The sequence below is a fragment of the Pseudomonas sp. 18173 genome, from assembly GCF_050432945.1.
Classification (GTDB): domain Bacteria; phylum Pseudomonadota; class Gammaproteobacteria; order Pseudomonadales; family Pseudomonadaceae; genus Aquipseudomonas.
The window spans coordinates 118,141-134,290 of the sequence record NZ_JBKFTN010000002.1; the positions used below are offsets into that span (position 1 = coordinate 118,141).

A 16,150-nucleotide genomic window follows, 5' to 3' on the forward strand; every position below is an offset into this window, starting at 1 on the left:
CGCGAAGCTTTTAAAGATTCAGATTTTTCAGAAGTCCAGGCAGGGCCGCTGCGACGGCCTTCGCCTTTTTGGAGCACCGCACCATGACACTTGCAGTCCAGTTCACCAACGTTTCCCGTCAGTTCGGCGAAGTGAAAGCCGTCGACCGGGTTTCCATCGACATTGAGGACGGCGAGTTCTTCTCCATGCTGGGGCCTTCCGGCTCGGGCAAAACCACCTGTTTGCGCCTGATTGCCGGTTTTGAACAACCGAGCGCAGGTTCCATCCGTATTCATGGCGCCGAAGCCGCCGGGCTGCCGCCCTACCAGCGTGACGTGAACACCGTGTTCCAGGATTACGCGCTGTTCCCGCACATGAACGTTCGCGACAACGTCGCCTATGGACTGAAAGTCAAAGGCGTCGGCAAAAACGAACGCCAGAAGCGCGCTGAAGAAGCCCTCGACATGGTCGCCCTCGGTGGCTACGGCGACCGCAAGCCGGTGCAACTGTCCGGCGGCCAGCGCCAGCGTGTGGCCCTGGCCCGCGCCCTGGTCAACCGCCCACGGGTGCTGCTGCTCGACGAACCCCTGGGCGCGCTCGACCTGAAGTTGCGCGAGCAAATGCAGGGCGAACTGAAGAAGCTGCAACGCCAGCTCGGCATCACCTTCATCTTCGTCACCCACGACCAGACCGAAGCGCTGTCGATGTCCGACCGCGTGGCGGTGTTCAACAAGGGGCGCATCGAACAGGTCGATAGCCCGCGCAACCTGTACATGAAACCGGCCACCACCTTCGTCGCGGAATTCGTCGGCACCTCCAACGTGATTCGCGGCGACCTGGCCCGAGCGTTGAGTGGCAACCCGCAGCCGTTCTCGATTCGCCCGGAACACGTGCGATTCGCCGACGGCCCGCTGGCCAGCCACGAAATCGAAGTCAGTGGCCTGCTCCACGACATCCAGTACCAAGGCAGCGCCACTCGCTATGAGCTGAAACTGGAAAACGGCCAGACCCTGAACATCAGCAAGGCCAACAACCAATGGCTGGACACCAGCGCACAACACCAGACCGGCCAGCGCATCAGCGCACGCTGGGCGCGTGAGGCAATGATTCCGTTGCACGATACCGTTGCAGGCGGGGTGTGAGATGAACACCGTGGCTATCCCTCAAACGCCGGCCAGTGGCTCGCTGCTGCGCAGGTTTTCCAACCTGCTGTATCGCCGGCCGAATTTTTACCTGTCGCTACTGCTGGTACCGCCGCTGCTGTGGTTCGGCGCGATCTACCTGGGTTCATTGCTGGTACTGCTGTGGCAGGGTTTCTATACCTTCGACGACTTCACCATGGCGGTCACCCCTGACCTGACCCTGGCTAACTTCACCGCGCTGTTCCAGCCGTCGAATTTCGACATCATCCTGCGCACCCTGGGCATGGCGATTGTCGTGTCGATTGCCAGCGCCATCGTCGCGTTCCCGATTGCCTATTACATGGCGCGCTACACCACGGGCAAGACCAAGGCGTTTTTCTACATCGCGGTGATGATGCCGATGTGGGCCAGCTACATCGTCAAGGCCTACGCCTGGACGCTTTTGCTGGCCAAGGGCGGCGTGGCGCAATGGTTCGTGCAGCACCTGGGGCTGGAGCCGTTCCTGCAAATGGTGATGGGCATGCCGGGTGTTGGCGGCAGTACCTTGTCGACCTCGCACCTGGGCCGCTTCATGGTGTTCGTCTACATCTGGCTGCCGTTCATGATCCTGCCGATCCAGGCCTCGCTGGAGCGCCTGCCGCCATCGCTGCTGCAAGCCTCCGCCGACCTCGGTGCCAAGCCGCGCCAGACCTTCATGCAAGTGATTCTGCCGCTGTCGGTACCCGGCATCGCCGCCGGCTCCATCTTCACTTTCTCGCTGACCCTGGGTGACTTCATCGTGCCGCAACTGGTCGGCCCGCCCGGCTACTTCGTCGGCAGCATGGTCTACGCCCAGCAAGGTGCCATCGGCAACATGCCAATGGCCGCCGCCTTCACCCTGGTGCCGATCGTGCTGATCGCCATCTACCTGTCCATCGTCAAACGCCTGGGGGCCTTCGATGCACTCTGAGAAAGCTTCTATAGGCCTGCGCATCGCAGCCTGGGGCGGGTTGCTGTTCCTGCACTTCCCGATCCTGATCATCTTTCTGTACGCCTTCAACACCGAAGACGCGGCGTTCAGCTTTCCGCCCAAGGGCTTCACCCTGAAGTGGTTCAGCGTGGCGTTCTCACGGCCGGACGTGCTCGAAGCGATCAAGCTGTCGTTGCAGATCGCCTCGATTGCCACCCTGATCGCCATGATCCTCGGCACGCTGGCTTCGGCCGCGCTGTATCGCCGCGATTTCTTCGGCAAGCAGGGCATCTCGCTGATGCTGATCCTGCCGATCGCCTTGCCGGGGATCATCACCGGGATCGCGCTGCTGGCGACGTTCAAGACACTGGGAATCGAACCCGGGATGTTCACCATCATCGTCGGTCACGCGACCTTCTGTGTGGTGATCGTCTACAACAACGTCATCGCCCGTTTGCGTCGTACCTCCCACAGCCTGATCGAAGCCTCGATGGACCTCGGCGCCGACGGCTGGCAGACCTTCCGCTACATCGTCCTGCCGAACCTCGGCTCGGCGTTGCTGGCCGGCGGCATGCTGGCGTTTGCCCTGTCGTTCGACGAAATCATCGTCACCACCTTCACTGCCGGCCATGAACGCACCCTGCCGCTGTGGCTGCTCAACCAGCTCAGCCGCCCACGGGACGTGCCGGTGACCAACGTCGTGGCGATGCTGGTGATGATGGTGACCATGCTGCCGATCCTCGGCGCCTATTACCTGACCCGTGGCGGTGAGAGCGTGGCGGGGAGCGGCGGGAAATAACGAACAACTCGATACCCACTGTAAAAACCGAATCCTGTGGGAGCGGGCTTGCCCGCGAAAGCGGTGTATCAGCCGACATCAATGTTGAATGTGATGGCCTCTTCGCGGGCAAGCCCGCTCCCACAGGGGCCGGTTTCAAAACAAGATCTGCTTTTAAGAGGACAAATGCCATGCAAACCAAACTCTTGATCAACGGCCAACTGCTCGTCGGCGAAGGCCCCGCCCAACCTGTGTTCAACCCGGCGCTGGGTAGTGTGCTGGTGGAAATCAACGAAGCCAGCGAAGCCCAGGTCGATACCGCCGTGCGCGCTGCCGACGCCGCGTTCGACAGCTGGTCGCAGACCACGCCGAAAGAGCGCTCGCTGCTGCTGCTCAAACTCGCCGATGCCATCGAGGCCCATGGCGAAGAGCTGGCCAAACTGGAGTCGGACAACTGCGGCAAGCCTTACAGCGCCGCGCTGAACGACGAGATCCCGGCCATTGCCGACGTGTTCCGCTTCTTCGCCGGCGCCAGCCGCTGCATGAGCGGTTCGGCCGGTGGCGAATACCTGCAGGGCCACACCTCGATGATCCGCCGCGATCCGGTGGGCGTGATCGCCTCCATCGCGCCGTGGAACTACCCATTGATGATGGTTGCCTGGAAAATCGCCCCGGCCCTGGCCGCCGGCAATACCGTGGTACTCAAGCCGTCGGAACAGACACCGCTGACCGCCCTGCGCCTGGCCGAACTGGCATCGGCTATCTTCCCGGCCGGCGTACTCAACCTGGTGTTCGGCCGTGGTCCTAGCGTCGGCAGCCCGCTGGTCACCCACCCGAAAGTGCGCATGGTGTCACTGACCGGTTCGATTGCCACCGGTTCGAACATCATTTCCAGCACCGCCGACACCGTCAAACGCATGCACATGGAACTGGGCGGCAAAGCCCCGGTGATCATCTTCGACGACGCCGACATCGATGCCGCCGTCGAGGGCATCCGCACCTTCGGCTTCTACAACGCCGGCCAGGACTGCACCGCGGCTTGCCGCATCTACGCCCAGGCCGGCATCTACGAGAAGTTCGTCGAGAAACTCGGCGCCGCCGTCAGCAGCATCAAGTACGGCTTGCAGGACGATCCGTCGACCGAACTCGGCCCGCTGATCACCGCGCAACATCGTGACCGCGTGGCCAGTTTCGTCGAACGCGCCGTGGCCCAGCCGCACATTCGCCTGATCACCGGTGGCAAGGCGGTTGAAGGCAATGGCTACTTCTTCGAACCCACCGTGCTGGCCGATGCGCAGCAGGACGATGAAATCGTCCGCCGCGAAGTGTTCGGGCCAGTGGTCTCGGTAACCAAATTCAGCGATGAAGCGCAGGTGCTGGGCTGGGCCAACGATTCGGACTACGGCCTGGCGTCGTCGGTGTGGACCGCCGATGTCGGCCGCGCCCATCGCCTGTCGGCCCGCTTGCAGTACGGCTGCACCTGGGTCAACACGCACTTCATGCTGGTCAGCGAAATGCCTCATGGCGGTCAGAAACTGTCCGGTTATGGCAAGGACATGTCCATGTACGGATTGGAGGACTACACCGTCGTTCGCCATGTGATGTTCAAGCATTAAAAAAAACATCGCCTGTAGGAGCGAGCTCGCTCGCGATGGACGTCAACGATGACGCGGGAAACCTGACGCCCCGCAGTGTCCTCAGGTTTTTCGCGAGCAATCGAGCGTCGACCGGCTGCTCCTACAGCAAATGGGTCACCTCGGTTTCAAGGCAGAAACCGGCAATACGCACCACCAGGCTCCACCCCAAAGAAGACAAAACAATAACCACCGATCCGGGCGGTGCCCTCATGGCCCCGCCACGGTTTCGGACATCCGAAATCTGCCGATTTTCCGGAGAAAATACACATGACTGCATCACCCGACCTCTCTGCAGCCGTTGCCGACAGCGATGCCGAGCAGCTACGCAAGCTGGGCTATACCTCCAACTTCAATCGCAGCATGAGCCTGTGGGAAAACTTCGCCCTGGGCTTCACATACCTGTCCCCGGTCGTGGGGGTCTATACCCTCTTCGGCCTGTGCCTCGCTGCAGGCGGGCCACCAATGTTCTGGGCGTACTTGCTGGTCGGTTGCGGCCAGTTGCTGGTGTGCCTGATCTTCGGCGAAGTGGTCTCGCAGTTCCCGATTTCCGGCGGCGTGTATCCATGGGCCCGTCGTCTGGTGGGCAAGCGCTGGGCGTGGATGGTCGGCTGGATCTACTCCATCGCCCTGTGCGTCACCATCGCCGCGGTTGCAGTGGGTGCCGGTCCGTACCTCGCGGCCATGATGGGCTTCGAACCGAGCAACAACACCAACATCATCATCGCCCTGTTCCTGACGCTGTTCGCCACCCTGGTCAACCTCAGCGGCACCAAGGTGCTGGCGCGGATCGCCATGTTCGGCTTCCTCTGTGAACTGGTCGGCGCGGTCATCGTTGGCGTTTACCTGCTGATTTTCGAACGTCATCAACCGATCAGCGTGTTGTTCAACACCTTCGATATCAGCGTCGACGGCTCGTACCTGCCGGCGTTCCTCACCGCTTCGCTGGCGGGGATGTTCCTGTACTACGGCTTCGAGGCCTGCGGCGACGTAGCCGAAGAAACCCCGAACCCAAGCAAGAAAATCCCGGTGGCCATGCGCATGACCATCTACATCGGCGGCATCGCGGCAATGTTCGCCTGCCTGGCGCTGATCCTGGCCGTGCCAGACATGCAAGCAGTGATCAACGGCACCGACAAGGACCCGGTCACCACCATCCTCAACAACGCATTCGGACCGATCGGTTCGAAAGTGGTGATGGGTGTGGTGATGATTTCCTTCATCTCCTGCGTGATCAGCCTGCAAGCAGCGGCCAGTCGCCTGCTGTACTCCTACGCCCGTGATGAAATGGTCATCGGCAGCCGACTGCTGAAAAAGATTTCCCCTACAACTCAGGTTCCGGTTGCCGCGCTGTTCGTGTCTGGCGTCCTGCCGGCACTGATCATCATCCTCGGCTTCTTCCTGCAGGACGCGGTGGCCACCATTGTCAGCTTCGCCGCCATCGGCATCTACCTGGCGTTCCAGATGATCGTGCTCGCGGCCTTGTACGCCCGCATGAAGGGCTGGAAACCGAGCGGCAAATTCACCCTCGGCGCCTGGGGCTGGGCGGTGAACATCGGCGCGCTGGTCTACGGTGTCGGAGCCATCATCAACATGGCCTGGCCACGCACGCCGGATGCCGCGTGGTACATCAACTACGCAATGGTGCTCAGTACCGCCATCGTCATTGGCCTGGGCCTGCTCTACATGTGGATCGCCAAGCCGTATGACCACGGCACGGCGCCTGCGGGGGATGCGTGGAAGGTCAGTCGCTGACCGCGTTTGCCCCGGTACCGAAGGGTGCCGGGGCAATCAGAGTAATCCAATCATTTCGCAACATTTTCCTCCCGGCTCACGCCAGTATCTCCAGCTAGAGTTTCGTCACGAATGCACGCTGCATCGGTTGACGAATCCGACGGTAGAGCCTAGGGTGTTTACGTTGTTTACAGCGTATACACTTTAGGAGAGCCATCATGGCCTCACCCGTTTTGTCTTTTCGCGTCGAAGAACAACTGGCACAGCAGCTGGATTTACTGGCTGCGGCGACCGACAGAGATCGTCAGTACCATCTCAAGCGTGCATTGGTTCGATATGTGGAAGCCGAGTCCTGGCATCTGCAAGCCATCAGTGAAGGCATCGCCGATGCCGACGCGGGGAAACTCACCGATCTGGATGCCGTGAAGGCTAAGTGGGCAAAACGTGCCGAGCGTAGTACTGACTGAAAAAGCCGATAACGATCTCGATACCATCCACGAGCACTACCGAAAGGTAGTTGGCGCACAAGCCGCTCTCGAAATCATTTCCACAATTTTGCAATCCTTTGAACAGTTGGAACAGTTTCCCGGCTCGGGCAGGCCTTCAGGCATGCCCGATGTCAGAGAGTTGGTGCTTGGCCGTTATCCCTTTATCGCCCCTTACCGATTTTCCCAAGGCCAGGTACAAGTTTTACGCGTTCTGCATCATCGATCCGAGCGCTCTCAGGACTGGTAGATGAGGGCATCCAGCCAGGACGGGATGCCCCACTGGTCAAAACCGCGAAACACTCCTCATCGCATCCACCAGATACCGCATCGCAATCCTGTCGCTCTCCGACAGTTCCCGATAGCGCTCCACCAGTTTCATTTCTTCGCTATTGAGTCGGCGTCTTCGCTGCACCATGGCCAGACACGGAAAGATTCCCAACATTTCGGTGATGCCTTGTACTTTCGACATGGACGATGTCCTTCTGAACGTCAAAGAAAACTGCAAAAAACCGCATCGCCCTCCCCCTTTTCAGCAGCCGCATCGTGCCGACTGAACCGCGCCGGCCTTTCGGGCATAGACCGGTCATGTGCACAGAATAGAAATATTCCGGGCGCTGAAAAGCGATTTTTAGAGTAATTAGTCGAAAAAGGCAGAAACACCCTTCAAATCAGAAACCACTGTCGGAATTGTTTCCCGACATGTCTTGTTTCATTGCCGGGCCGGCGCAATGCCATCAATCAATTTTGCTCTGCAATCGAACGGTTTAAGCTATCCGGCATCTGTTTCAAAGTCCGTTGCGTTTGGCCGAAGGCATGTCCGAACCGATATTTCTGATCCAGCACGTGCCAGGAACGGCGCGGGATTGTTCACGACAGGTTGTATTTATGCACCGCAGGAACTTGCTCAAAGCCTCCATGGCCATTGCCGCCTACACCGGCTTGTCCGCCACGGGCCTGCTGGCCACCCAGGCCTGGGCCGGCAACACCGGCACCGCTGATGGCGAGGCCACCGCGTTCGACTTCGAAGCACTGAAAATCCAGGCCAGGCAGCTTGCCAGCAATCGCTACCAGGACACCAAGCAGCAGTTGCCGCCGACCCTGGCGAGCATGACGCCGCAGAACTTCAACGCGATCCGCTATGACGCCAACCATTCGTTGTGGAATGACCTGAACGGTCAGCTGGATGTGCAGTTTTTCCACGTCGGCATGGGCTTCAAGCAACCGGTGCGCATGTACAGCGTCGACCCCAGGACCCGCCAGGCGCGTGAAGTGCATTTCCGCCCATCGCTGTTCAACTATGAAAACACCGCGGTCGACACCGCACAGCTCAAGGGCGACCTGGGTTTCTCCGGCTTCAAGTTGTTCAAGGCCCCGGAACTGGACAAGCACGATGTCGTGTCTTTCCTTGGCGCCAGCTACTTCCGTGCGGTGGACGCCACCGGCCAGTACGGCCTGTCGGCCCGCGGCCTGGCCATCGACACCTACGCCAAAAAACGCGAAGAATTCCCCGACTTCACCAAGTTCTGGTTCGAGACGCCGGACAAGGACAGCACCCGTTTCGTGGTCTACGCCCTGCTCGACTCGCCGAGCGCCACCGGTGCCTACCGCTTCGATATCGACTGCCAGGCCGAGCGCGTGGTGATGGAGATCGACGCCCACATCAACGCTCGCACCGCCATCGACCAGCTGGGCATCGCGCCGATGACCAGCATGTTCAGCTGCGGTACCCACGAACGCCGGATGTGCGACACCATTCACCCGCAAATCCATGACTCCGATCGCCTGGCCATGTGGCGCGGCAACGGCGAGTGGATCTGCCGTCCGCTGAACAACCCGGCGACCCTGCAATTCAACGCCTTCGCCGACAAGGATCCGAAAGGTTTCGGCCTGGTGCAGACCGACCACGAGTTCGCCAGCTATCAGGACACCGTCGACTGGTACAGCCGTCGCCCGAGCCTGTGGGTCGAACCGACCACCGCATGGGGCGAAGGCTCGGTCGACCTGCTGGAAATCCCCACCACGGGCGAAACCATGGACAACATCGTCGCCTTCTGGACCCCGAAGAAACCGGTGGCTGCCGGCGATTCGCTGAACTACGGCTACAAGCTCTACTGGAGCGCATTGCCTCCGGTCGGCACGCCGCTGGCGCGGGTCAATGCCACTCGTTCCGGGATGGGCGGTTTCACCGAAGGCTGGGCACCGGGCGAGCATTACCCGCCAGTCTGGGCCCGTCGTTTCGCCGTGGACTTCACCGGTGGCGGCCTGGACCGCTTGCCCGAAGGCGCGGGCATCGAGCCGGTGGTCACGTGCTCGAACGGCGAGGTCAAGGATTTCAGCGTCCTCAAGCTCGATGACATCAAGGGCTACCGCATCCTGTTTGACTGGTACCCGACCAATGACAGCACTGAACCTGTCGAGCTGCGCCTGTTCATCCGCACCAACGACCGCACGCTGAGTGAGACCTGGTTGTACCAGTACTTCCCGCCAGCTCCCGACAAGCGCAAATACCCCTGATGACCGGGTAGCACCCCGCCACCATTCGGTTTTCCGAACGCGACCTGACGGTCGGTTCGGTTAACCGGACCACATCACTGAAATTTCAGTGCACAAAATATTATATTCCCTTACAAATCAACGATGTAACTAATCATGACTAGTCTGGCACGAGTCATGCTCTACACTTCTTCGACGAACGTCCTTTGCGCCTACTCATCGTAGCGCTCAGGTGTTTTGCAGCACAAAAGGGCCGATGAACTGGCTCCATAAAAAAAACAAAGTCGAGGAAAATTTGATGCGCATCGTTCCCCACATCCTGGGCGCAGCCATTGCTGCCGCTCTGATCAGCACGCCAGTTTTCGCCGCCGAACTGACCGGCACCCTGAAGAAGATCAAAGAGTCCGGTGTCATCACCCTGGGCCACCGCGACGCTTCCATTCCGTTCTCCTACATTGCAGACGCTTCCGGCAAGCCGGTCGGCTACTCCCACGACATCCAGCTGAAAGTCGTTGAAGCCCTGAAAAAAGACCTCGACATGCCGAATCTCCAGGTCAAGTACAACCTGGTGACCTCGCAGACCCGCATCCCGCTGGTGCAGAACGGCACCGTGGACCTCGAATGCGGCTCCACCACCAACAACGTCGAGCGTCAGCAGCAAGTCGACTTCTCCGTCGGCATCTTCGAAATCGGTACTCGCCTGCTGTCCAAGGCTGACTCCAAGTACAAGGACTTCCCGGATCTGGCCGGCAAGAACGTCGTGACCACCGCAGGTACCACGTCCGAGCGCATCCTGAAGTCGATGAATGCCGACAAGCAAATGAACATGAACGTCATCTCCGCCAAGGACCATGGCGAGTCCTTCCAGATGCTGGAAACCGGCCGTGCCGTCGCTTTCATGATGGATGACGCCCTGTTGGCGGGTGAAGCGGCCAAGGCCAAGAACGCGAAAGACTGGGCTGTAACCGGCACTCCACAGTCCTTCGAAATCTACGGCTGCATGGTGCGTAAAGGCGATGAGCCGTTCAAAAAGGCTGTGGATGACGCCATCAAGGCCACCTACGCTTCGGGCGAGATCAACAAGATCTACGACAAGTGGTTCATGCAGCCAATCCCGCCAAAAGGCCTGAACCTGAACTTCCCGATGAGCGACGAGCTCAAGGCCCTGATCGCCAATCCGACTGATAAAGCGGCTGACGACAAGAAGTCCTGATTTTCTGACTAACCTTATCTCCTGAGAGGGCGGTCGCCCTTTCAGGAGGTGGTCACTTCCTGCTGGCATTTTTTGGAAACACTCGAACCGGTGGCTGTCGAGCCGAGCGCGTGTGCCTGTCCCTCAAGGACAGGCGGGAACGGAGCTTCCCCCAAGCGGGCACTTGTACATCGATTGAACTGAGGGGAGACCCTAATGAATTACAACTGGGACTGGGGCGTGTTCTTCAAGTCCACCGGCGTGGGCAGCGAGACCTATTTCGACTGGTACGTGTCCGGTCTGGCCTGGACCATCGCCATCGCCATCGCGGCCTGGATCATCGCCCTGACACTGGGCTCGATCCTGGGCGTCATGCGCACCGTGCCGAACCGCATCGTATCGGGCATCGCCACCTGCTACGTCGAACTTTTCCGTAACGTGCCGCTGCTGGTTCAGCTGTTCATCTGGTACTTCCTGGTACCCGACCTGCTGCCTGCCGACCTGCAAGAGTGGTACAAGCAGGACCTGAACCCGACCACTTCGGCCTTCCTCAGCGTCGTCGTGTGCCTGGGCCTGTTCACCACCGCCCGGGTTTGCGAACAGGTGCGTACCGGTATCCAGGCCCTGCCCAAGGGCCAGGAGTCCGCGGCCCGCGCCATGGGTTTCAAACTGCCGCAGATCTACTGGAACGTGCTGCTGCCCCAGGCCTACCGGATCATCATTCCGCCGCTCACCTCGGAATTCCTGAACGTTTTCAAGAACACCTCCGTGGCCTCGCTGATCGGCTTGATGGAATTGCTCGCGCAGACCAAACAGACCGCCGAGTTCTCCGCCAACCTGTTCGAAGCCTTTACCCTGGCAACGCTGATCTACTTCACCCTGAACATGAGCCTGATGTTGCTGATGCGCCTGGTCGAGAAGAAAGTCGCCGTACCGGGCCTGATCTCCGTAGGGGGTAAATGATGGAATTCGACTTCTCGGGCATCATCCCGTCCCTGCCGGGCCTGTGGAACGGCATGATCATGACCCTCAAGCTGATGGCCATGGGCGTGGTTGGCGGGATCATCCTCGGCACGATCCTGGCGCTGTGCCGTCTGTCCCACAACAAGCTGCTGTCGAACCTGGCCGGCGCTTACGTCAACTACTTCCGCTCGATCCCGCTGCTGCTGGTGATCACCTGGTTCTACCTGGCGGTGCCGTTCGTGCTGCGCTGGATCACCGGCGAAGACACGCCGATCGGCGCGTTCGCCTCGTGCATCGTGGCCTTCATGATGTTCGAAGCGGCGTACTTCTGCGAAATCGTCCGCGCTGGCGTGCAGTCGATTCCCAAGGGCCAGATGGGCGCTGCCCAGGCATTGGCCATGACCTACGGCCAGATGATGCGCCTGATCATCCTGCCCCAGGCGTTTCGCAAGATGACGCCGCTGTTGCTGCAGCAGAGCATCATCCTGTTTCAGGACACCTCGCTGGTCTACGCCGTCGGCCTGGTGGACTTCCTCAATGCTTCGCGCGCCAGTGGCGACATCATTGGCCGCTCCAATGAGTTCCTGGTCTTCGCCGGTCTCGTGTACTTCATCATCAGCTTTGCCGCCTCGCAGCTGGTCAAGCGTCTGCAAAAAAGGTTCGCCGTATGATCTCTATCAAAAGCATCAACAAGTGGTATGGGGACTTCCAGGTACTGACTGATTGCAGCACCGAGGTCAAAAAAGGTGAAGTGATCGTGGTGTGCGGGCCATCCGGCTCCGGCAAATCGACCCTGATCAAGTGCGTCAACGCGCTGGAACCGTTCCAGAAAGGCGACATCGTGGTCGACGGCACCTCCATCGCCGACCCGAAGACCAACCTGCCGAAGCTGCGTTCGCGCGTGGGCATGGTGTTCCAGCACTTCGAGCTGTTCCCGCACCTGACCATCACCGAAAACCTGACCATCGCGCAGATCAAGGTGCTGGGGCGCAGCAAGGAAGAGGCAACCAAAAAAGGTCTGCAACTGCTCGATCGCGTCGGTCTGTCGGCCCATGCCCACAAGCACCCTGGCCAGCTTTCCGGTGGTCAGCAGCAGCGTGTGGCGATTGCCCGTGCGCTGGCGATGGACCCGATCGTCATGCTGTTCGACGAACCGACCTCGGCGCTGGACCCGGAAATGGTCAACGAAGTGCTCGACGTGATGGTGCAACTGGCCCACGAAGGCATGACCATGATGTGCGTGACCCACGAAATGGGCTTCGCCCGTAAAGTGGCGGACCGGGTGATCTTCATGGACGCCGGCAAGATCATCGAAGACTGCCCGAAAGAGGAGTTCTTCGGCGACATCAGCCACCGTGCCGAACGTACGCAGCACTTCCTCAACAAGATTCTGCAGCACTAAAAGCTGTACGCCCCTCCCCCTGTAGGAGCGAGCCTGCTCGCGATGAACTCAAAGACACCGCGTACATTCAGAATGAACGCGTCATCGTTGACGACCATCGCGAGCAGGCTCGCTCCTACAGAGAGGCGGGCAAACGCTGGTTGACCCAAGGCATCTGTGATGAAATGCGACCCCAATCCCCATCGCGACACGTCGCCATCACTTGCCGTGAAACCCCGTCTGGTTCGTCACCTGTTCCTGCCACCACTGATCATCGCAATGATGATCGGCCTGGGCTATATCGGCTTCTGGATCAGTGAGCACTATGGCATTCGCAGCCTCGGCGAGAACGGCCAGCGCCAGCTGGAACTGCACGCCCGTGCCGTCGAAAGCGAAATCAGCAAATACACCTACCTGCCCAGCCTGCTGGAGCTCGAAACCAGTGTTTCGCAGTTGCTGGCCGACCCGACCCCGGAACACCGGCAAACGGTCAACGATTACCTCGAAGGCCTGAACCGGCGCAGCCGCAGTCGGGCCATCTACGTGATGGACACCACCGGCCGAGTCATGGCCACCAGCAACTGGCGCGATGTCGACAGTTACCTGGGTGAAGACCTGTCCTTTCGCGCCTATTTCCAGAACGCCGTGCGCGGTCAGCCAGGGCGTTTCTATGGCATCGGCAGTACCAACGGCGAACCCGGTTACTACCTGGCCCATGGCCTGGAAGAACATGGCAAGATCATCGGAGTCGCGGTGGTCAAGGTACGCCTGGAAGCCATGGAGGAACGCTGGCAGCGGGCACGCCTGGAAGCCTTCGTCAGCGACGAGAACGGCATCATCATTCTGTCCAGCGACCCGGCCCGACGTTTGAAGTCGGTGGTGCCGCTGAGCGAAGAAACCAAGGAAAAACTTGCGCGCAGCCTGCAGTACTACTGGTTCCCGCTCAACGAACTGCAACCGCTGGCCCGCGAAACCCTGTCCGAAGGCGTGGAGAAACTGACCTTTCCGGCCAACAGCGAGCTGGCCTCCGACGAAGAAAACATCAGCTATCTGGCACAAACCCGCAACTTGAGCGACACACCGTGGAACTTCACCCTGCTCACCCCGCTGCAGGACTTGCGCCGCGAAGCGATCAACCAGGGGATTCTGGTGGCGGTGGCGTTTGCCCTCTGTGCCTTTCTGCTGATCGCCTGGAATGAACGGCGCAAGGTGATTGCCACCCGCCTCGCGGCCCGGGAAGCCTTGCAGGAAGCCAACAGTCAGCTGGAGCGTCGGATTACCGAACGCACCACCGACCTGCGCGCCAGCAACGAACGGCTCAAGGGGCAGATCCGCGAGCGCCGGCACGCCGAAGAGACCTTGCGCCGCGCCCAGGATGAACTGGTACAGGCCGGAAAACTCGCGGCAATCGGCCAGATGTCCACCAGCATCGCCCACGAACTGAACCAGCCGCTGGCGGCGCTGCGCACCTTGTCCGGCAATACCGTGCGCTTCCTCGAACGCGGCCAGCTCGACGTGGCCAGCACCAACCTCAAGACCATCAACGAACTGATCGACCGCATGGGCCGGATCACCGCCAGCCTGCGCTCGTTCGCCCGGCGCGGGGATGACAAGGGCCAGGCCTGCCTCGGCAAAGCGGTGGACGCGGCCCTGCAATTGCTCGGCGGCCGGGTGGAAAACATTCAGCTGCAATTGCACCGCGACTTCAGCGACGTGCAGGTGCAAATCGACCAGACCCGCCTGGAGCAGATTCTGGTCAACCTCATCGGCAACGCCCTGGATGCGATGCAAGCGCAGCCGCTGCCGGAGTTGTGGCTCGAGGGCGAAGTGTCCGAAGGCAAATACCGGCTGCGCGTGCGAGACAATGGCCATGGCATCGACGCCGAAGCGCGCAAGCACCTGTTCGAACCGTTCTTCACCACCAAACCCGGCGAACAGGGCCTGGGCCTTGGCCTGACCCTTTCCGCCAGCCTGGCCGCCGCCACCGGCGGTCACCTGGGTGTCGAGCACCCGTCCAGCGGTGGTACCGCATTCGTCCTCAGTTTACCGTTGGTAAGCCCCATTTCCGCCGAGCCAATATGAACAACGACCTTAGTGTATTGATCGTCGAAGACGACCCCCATGTACTGCTCGGCTGCCAACAGGCGCTGACCCTGGAAGACATTCCCTGCATTGGCGTGGGCAGCGCCGAAGAAGCCCTGGAGCGGGTCGGCGACAATTTCGCCGGCATCGTCGTCAGCGACATTCGCCTGCCGGGCATCGATGGCCTGGAACTGCTGACCCGGCTCAAGGCCCGCGACCGCAGCCTGCCGGTGGTGCTGATCACCGGGCATGGCGACATCTCCATGGCCGTCGGCGCGATGCAGAAAGGCGCCTACGACTTCATGGAGAAACCGTTCTCGCCCGAACGCCTGGTGGATGTCGCCCGTCGCGCCCTGGAGCAACGCAGCCTGGCGCGGGAGGTGTCGTCGCTGCGTCGGCAATTGGCCGAGCGCAACTCCCTCGAAGGACGGATCATCGGACGCTCGCCAGCCATGCAGAACCTGCGGGAACTGATCGCCAACGTCGCCGATACCTCGGCCAACGTGCTGATCGAAGGCGAGACCGGCACCGGCAAGGAACTGGTTGCGCGCTGCCTGCATGATTTCAGTCGGCGGCACACCCGGCAGTTCGTTGCCTTGAACTGCGGCGGCCTGCCGGAGAACCTCTTCGAAAGCGAAATCTTCGGCCACGAGGCCAACGCCTTTACCGGCGCGGGTAAACGGCGGATCGGCAAGATCGAACACGCCGATGGCGGCACACTGTTCCTCGACGAAGTGGAAAGCATGCCCCTGCCCTTGCAGATCAAGTTGTTGCGAGTGTTGCAGGAGCGCACCCTCGAACGCCTCGGTTCGAACCAGAGCGTGGCAGTGGATTGCCGCGTCATCGCGGCAACCAAATCCGACCTCGTCGAGTCGAGCAAGGCCGGCGAATTCCGCAGCGACCTGTATTACCGACTCAACGTGGTGACCCTGGAGCTGCCGCCGCTGCGCGAGCGCCGTGAGGACATCCTGCAACTGTTCGAACACTTCTTGCAGCAGTCGTCCCTGCGCTTCGACCGCGCAGCACCAGAGCTGGACAACCAGACCGTTTCGAACCTGATGAGCCACGACTGGCCGGGCAACGTGCGTGAGCTGCGCAACGTTGCCGAGCGCTTTGCCCTGGGCCTGCCGGCGTTCAAAAAAACCGGTGCCGGCAGCGGCAATCAGGGCCTGGCCTTTGCCGAAGCAGTGGAAGCGTTCGAGCGCAACTTGCTCAGCGATGCCTTGCAACGCAGCGGCGGCAACCTGACCCAGGCCAGCCAGGAACTGGGCATGGCCAAGACCACGCTGTTCGACAAAGTGAAGAAGTACGGCCTGAGCCATTGAGCGAGGCTGT

At 60.6% G+C, this 16,150-nt stretch carries 15 protein-coding genes; 14 read left to right on the plus strand and 1 reads right to left on the minus strand.

What is annotated here, in order from left to right:
• Positions 1-83 precede the first annotated feature (83 nt).
• The 7 genes from ACLD1X_RS02750 (at position 84) to ACLD1X_RS02780 (ending at position 6,951) form a co-directional block, all read left to right on the plus strand.
• Complete coding sequence (locus tag ACLD1X_RS02750; protein WP_429366008.1) at positions 84-1,121, plus strand: ABC transporter ATP-binding protein; 1,038 nt, start codon at positions 84-86, stop codon at positions 1,119-1,121.
• A gap of 1 nt (position 1,122) precedes the next feature.
• Positions 1,123-2,070 (plus strand): ABC transporter permease, encoded by a 948-nt coding sequence (locus tag ACLD1X_RS02755; protein ID WP_429366009.1) that lies wholly within the window; start codon positions 1,123-1,125, stop codon positions 2,068-2,070.
• Positions 2,060-2,869, plus strand: a complete 810-nt coding sequence (locus ACLD1X_RS02760; protein ID WP_429366010.1) for an ABC transporter permease — start codon at positions 2,060-2,062, stop codon at positions 2,867-2,869. Before ACLD1X_RS02755 ends, ACLD1X_RS02760 begins: the two co-directional genes overlap by 11 nt.
• A 170-nt stretch (positions 2,870-3,039) precedes the next feature.
• The gene (locus tag ACLD1X_RS02765; RefSeq protein ID WP_429366011.1) at positions 3,040-4,464 is read left to right on the plus strand and encodes a gamma-aminobutyraldehyde dehydrogenase; all 1,425 of its coding nucleotides are present in this window, start codon (positions 3,040-3,042) and stop codon (positions 4,462-4,464) included.
• A gap of 288 nt (positions 4,465-4,752) precedes the next feature.
• Positions 4,753-6,237 (plus strand): APC family permease, encoded by a 1,485-nt coding sequence (locus tag ACLD1X_RS02770; protein ID WP_429366012.1) that lies wholly within the window; start codon positions 4,753-4,755, stop codon positions 6,235-6,237.
• A 197-nt stretch (positions 6,238-6,434) separates the two neighbouring features.
• Positions 6,435-6,683 carry a CopG family ribbon-helix-helix protein gene (locus ACLD1X_RS02775; protein ID WP_008021026.1) on the plus strand — a complete coding sequence of 83 codons (249 nt, stop codon included), beginning with the start codon at positions 6,435-6,437 and terminating at the stop codon, positions 6,681-6,683.
• Positions 6,661-6,951 carry a type II toxin-antitoxin system RelE/ParE family toxin gene (locus tag ACLD1X_RS02780; protein ID WP_429366013.1) on the plus strand — a complete coding sequence of 97 codons (291 nt, stop codon included), beginning with the start codon at positions 6,661-6,663 and terminating at the stop codon, positions 6,949-6,951. The genes ACLD1X_RS02775 and ACLD1X_RS02780 overlap by 23 nt, the downstream gene beginning before the upstream one ends.
• A gap of 36 nt (positions 6,952-6,987) precedes the next feature.
• Here ACLD1X_RS02780 and ACLD1X_RS02785 read toward each other — a convergent pair whose 3' ends face one another.
• Positions 6,988-7,173: a hypothetical protein gene (locus ACLD1X_RS02785; RefSeq protein ID WP_429366014.1), complete on the minus strand. Its 186-nt coding sequence runs from the start codon at positions 7,171-7,173 to the stop codon at positions 6,988-6,990.
• A 416-nt stretch (positions 7,174-7,589) separates the two neighbouring features.
• Between ACLD1X_RS02785 and ACLD1X_RS02790 the strand changes: the two genes are divergently transcribed.
• From ACLD1X_RS02790 to ACLD1X_RS02820, 7 genes are all read left to right on the plus strand, one after another.
• Entirely contained in the window at positions 7,590-9,218 is a 1,629-nt protein-coding gene (locus tag ACLD1X_RS02790) for a glucan biosynthesis protein D (protein WP_429366015.1), read from the plus strand.
• Positions 9,219-9,495: 277 nt separating this feature from the next.
• The gene (locus ACLD1X_RS02795; RefSeq protein WP_429366016.1) at positions 9,496-10,410 is read left to right on the plus strand and encodes a glutamate/aspartate ABC transporter substrate-binding protein; all 915 of its coding nucleotides are present in this window, start codon (positions 9,496-9,498) and stop codon (positions 10,408-10,410) included.
• Between the two features lie 195 nt (positions 10,411-10,605).
• Positions 10,606-11,352, plus strand: a complete 747-nt coding sequence (locus ACLD1X_RS02800) for an amino acid ABC transporter permease (RefSeq protein ID WP_429366017.1) — start codon at positions 10,606-10,608, stop codon at positions 11,350-11,352.
• Positions 11,352-12,023, plus strand: a complete 672-nt coding sequence (locus ACLD1X_RS02805) for an amino acid ABC transporter permease (protein ID WP_429366207.1) — start codon at positions 11,352-11,354, stop codon at positions 12,021-12,023. The genes ACLD1X_RS02800 and ACLD1X_RS02805 overlap by 1 nt, the downstream gene beginning before the upstream one ends.
• Positions 12,020-12,754: an amino acid ABC transporter ATP-binding protein gene (locus ACLD1X_RS02810; RefSeq protein ID WP_429366018.1), complete on the plus strand. Its 735-nt coding sequence runs from the start codon at positions 12,020-12,022 to the stop codon at positions 12,752-12,754. Before ACLD1X_RS02805 ends, ACLD1X_RS02810 begins: the two co-directional genes overlap by 4 nt.
• A 159-nt stretch (positions 12,755-12,913) precedes the next feature.
• Positions 12,914-14,815 (plus strand): sensor histidine kinase, encoded by a 1,902-nt coding sequence (locus ACLD1X_RS02815; protein ID WP_429366019.1) that lies wholly within the window; start codon positions 12,914-12,916, stop codon positions 14,813-14,815.
• Positions 14,812-16,140, plus strand: a complete 1,329-nt coding sequence (locus ACLD1X_RS02820; protein ID WP_429366020.1) for a sigma-54-dependent transcriptional regulator — start codon at positions 14,812-14,814, stop codon at positions 16,138-16,140. Before ACLD1X_RS02815 ends, ACLD1X_RS02820 begins: the two co-directional genes overlap by 4 nt.
• Positions 16,141-16,150: the final 10 nt, after the last annotated feature.

Coding starts and splice junctions, on each gene's coding strand:
- ACLD1X_RS02750 (WP_429366008.1), top strand. CDS start 84: ATGACACTTGCAGTCCAGTTCACCAACGTTTCCCGTCAGTTCGGCGAA.
- ACLD1X_RS02755 (WP_429366009.1), top strand. CDS start 1,123: ATGAACACCGTGGCTATCCCTCAAACGCCGGCCAGTGGCTCGCTGCTG.
- ACLD1X_RS02760 (WP_429366010.1), top strand. CDS start 2,060: ATGCACTCTGAGAAAGCTTCTATAGGCCTGCGCATCGCAGCCTGGGGC.
- ACLD1X_RS02765 (WP_429366011.1), top strand. CDS start 3,040: ATGCAAACCAAACTCTTGATCAACGGCCAACTGCTCGTCGGCGAAGGC.
- ACLD1X_RS02770 (WP_429366012.1), top strand. CDS start 4,753: ATGACTGCATCACCCGACCTCTCTGCAGCCGTTGCCGACAGCGATGCC.
- ACLD1X_RS02775 (WP_008021026.1), top strand. CDS start 6,435: ATGGCCTCACCCGTTTTGTCTTTTCGCGTCGAAGAACAACTGGCACAG.
- ACLD1X_RS02785 (WP_429366014.1), bottom strand. CDS start 7,173: ATGTCGAAAGTACAAGGCATCACCGAAATGTTGGGAATCTTTCCGTGT.
- ACLD1X_RS02790 (WP_429366015.1), top strand. CDS start 7,590: ATGCACCGCAGGAACTTGCTCAAAGCCTCCATGGCCATTGCCGCCTAC.
- ACLD1X_RS02795 (WP_429366016.1), top strand. CDS start 9,496: ATGCGCATCGTTCCCCACATCCTGGGCGCAGCCATTGCTGCCGCTCTG.
- ACLD1X_RS02800 (WP_429366017.1), top strand. CDS start 10,606: ATGAATTACAACTGGGACTGGGGCGTGTTCTTCAAGTCCACCGGCGTG.
- ACLD1X_RS02805 (WP_429366207.1), top strand. CDS start 11,352: ATGGAATTCGACTTCTCGGGCATCATCCCGTCCCTGCCGGGCCTGTGG.
- ACLD1X_RS02810 (WP_429366018.1), top strand. CDS start 12,020: ATGATCTCTATCAAAAGCATCAACAAGTGGTATGGGGACTTCCAGGTA.
- ACLD1X_RS02815 (WP_429366019.1), top strand. CDS start 12,914: ATGAAATGCGACCCCAATCCCCATCGCGACACGTCGCCATCACTTGCC.
- ACLD1X_RS02820 (WP_429366020.1), top strand. CDS start 14,812: ATGAACAACGACCTTAGTGTATTGATCGTCGAAGACGACCCCCATGTA.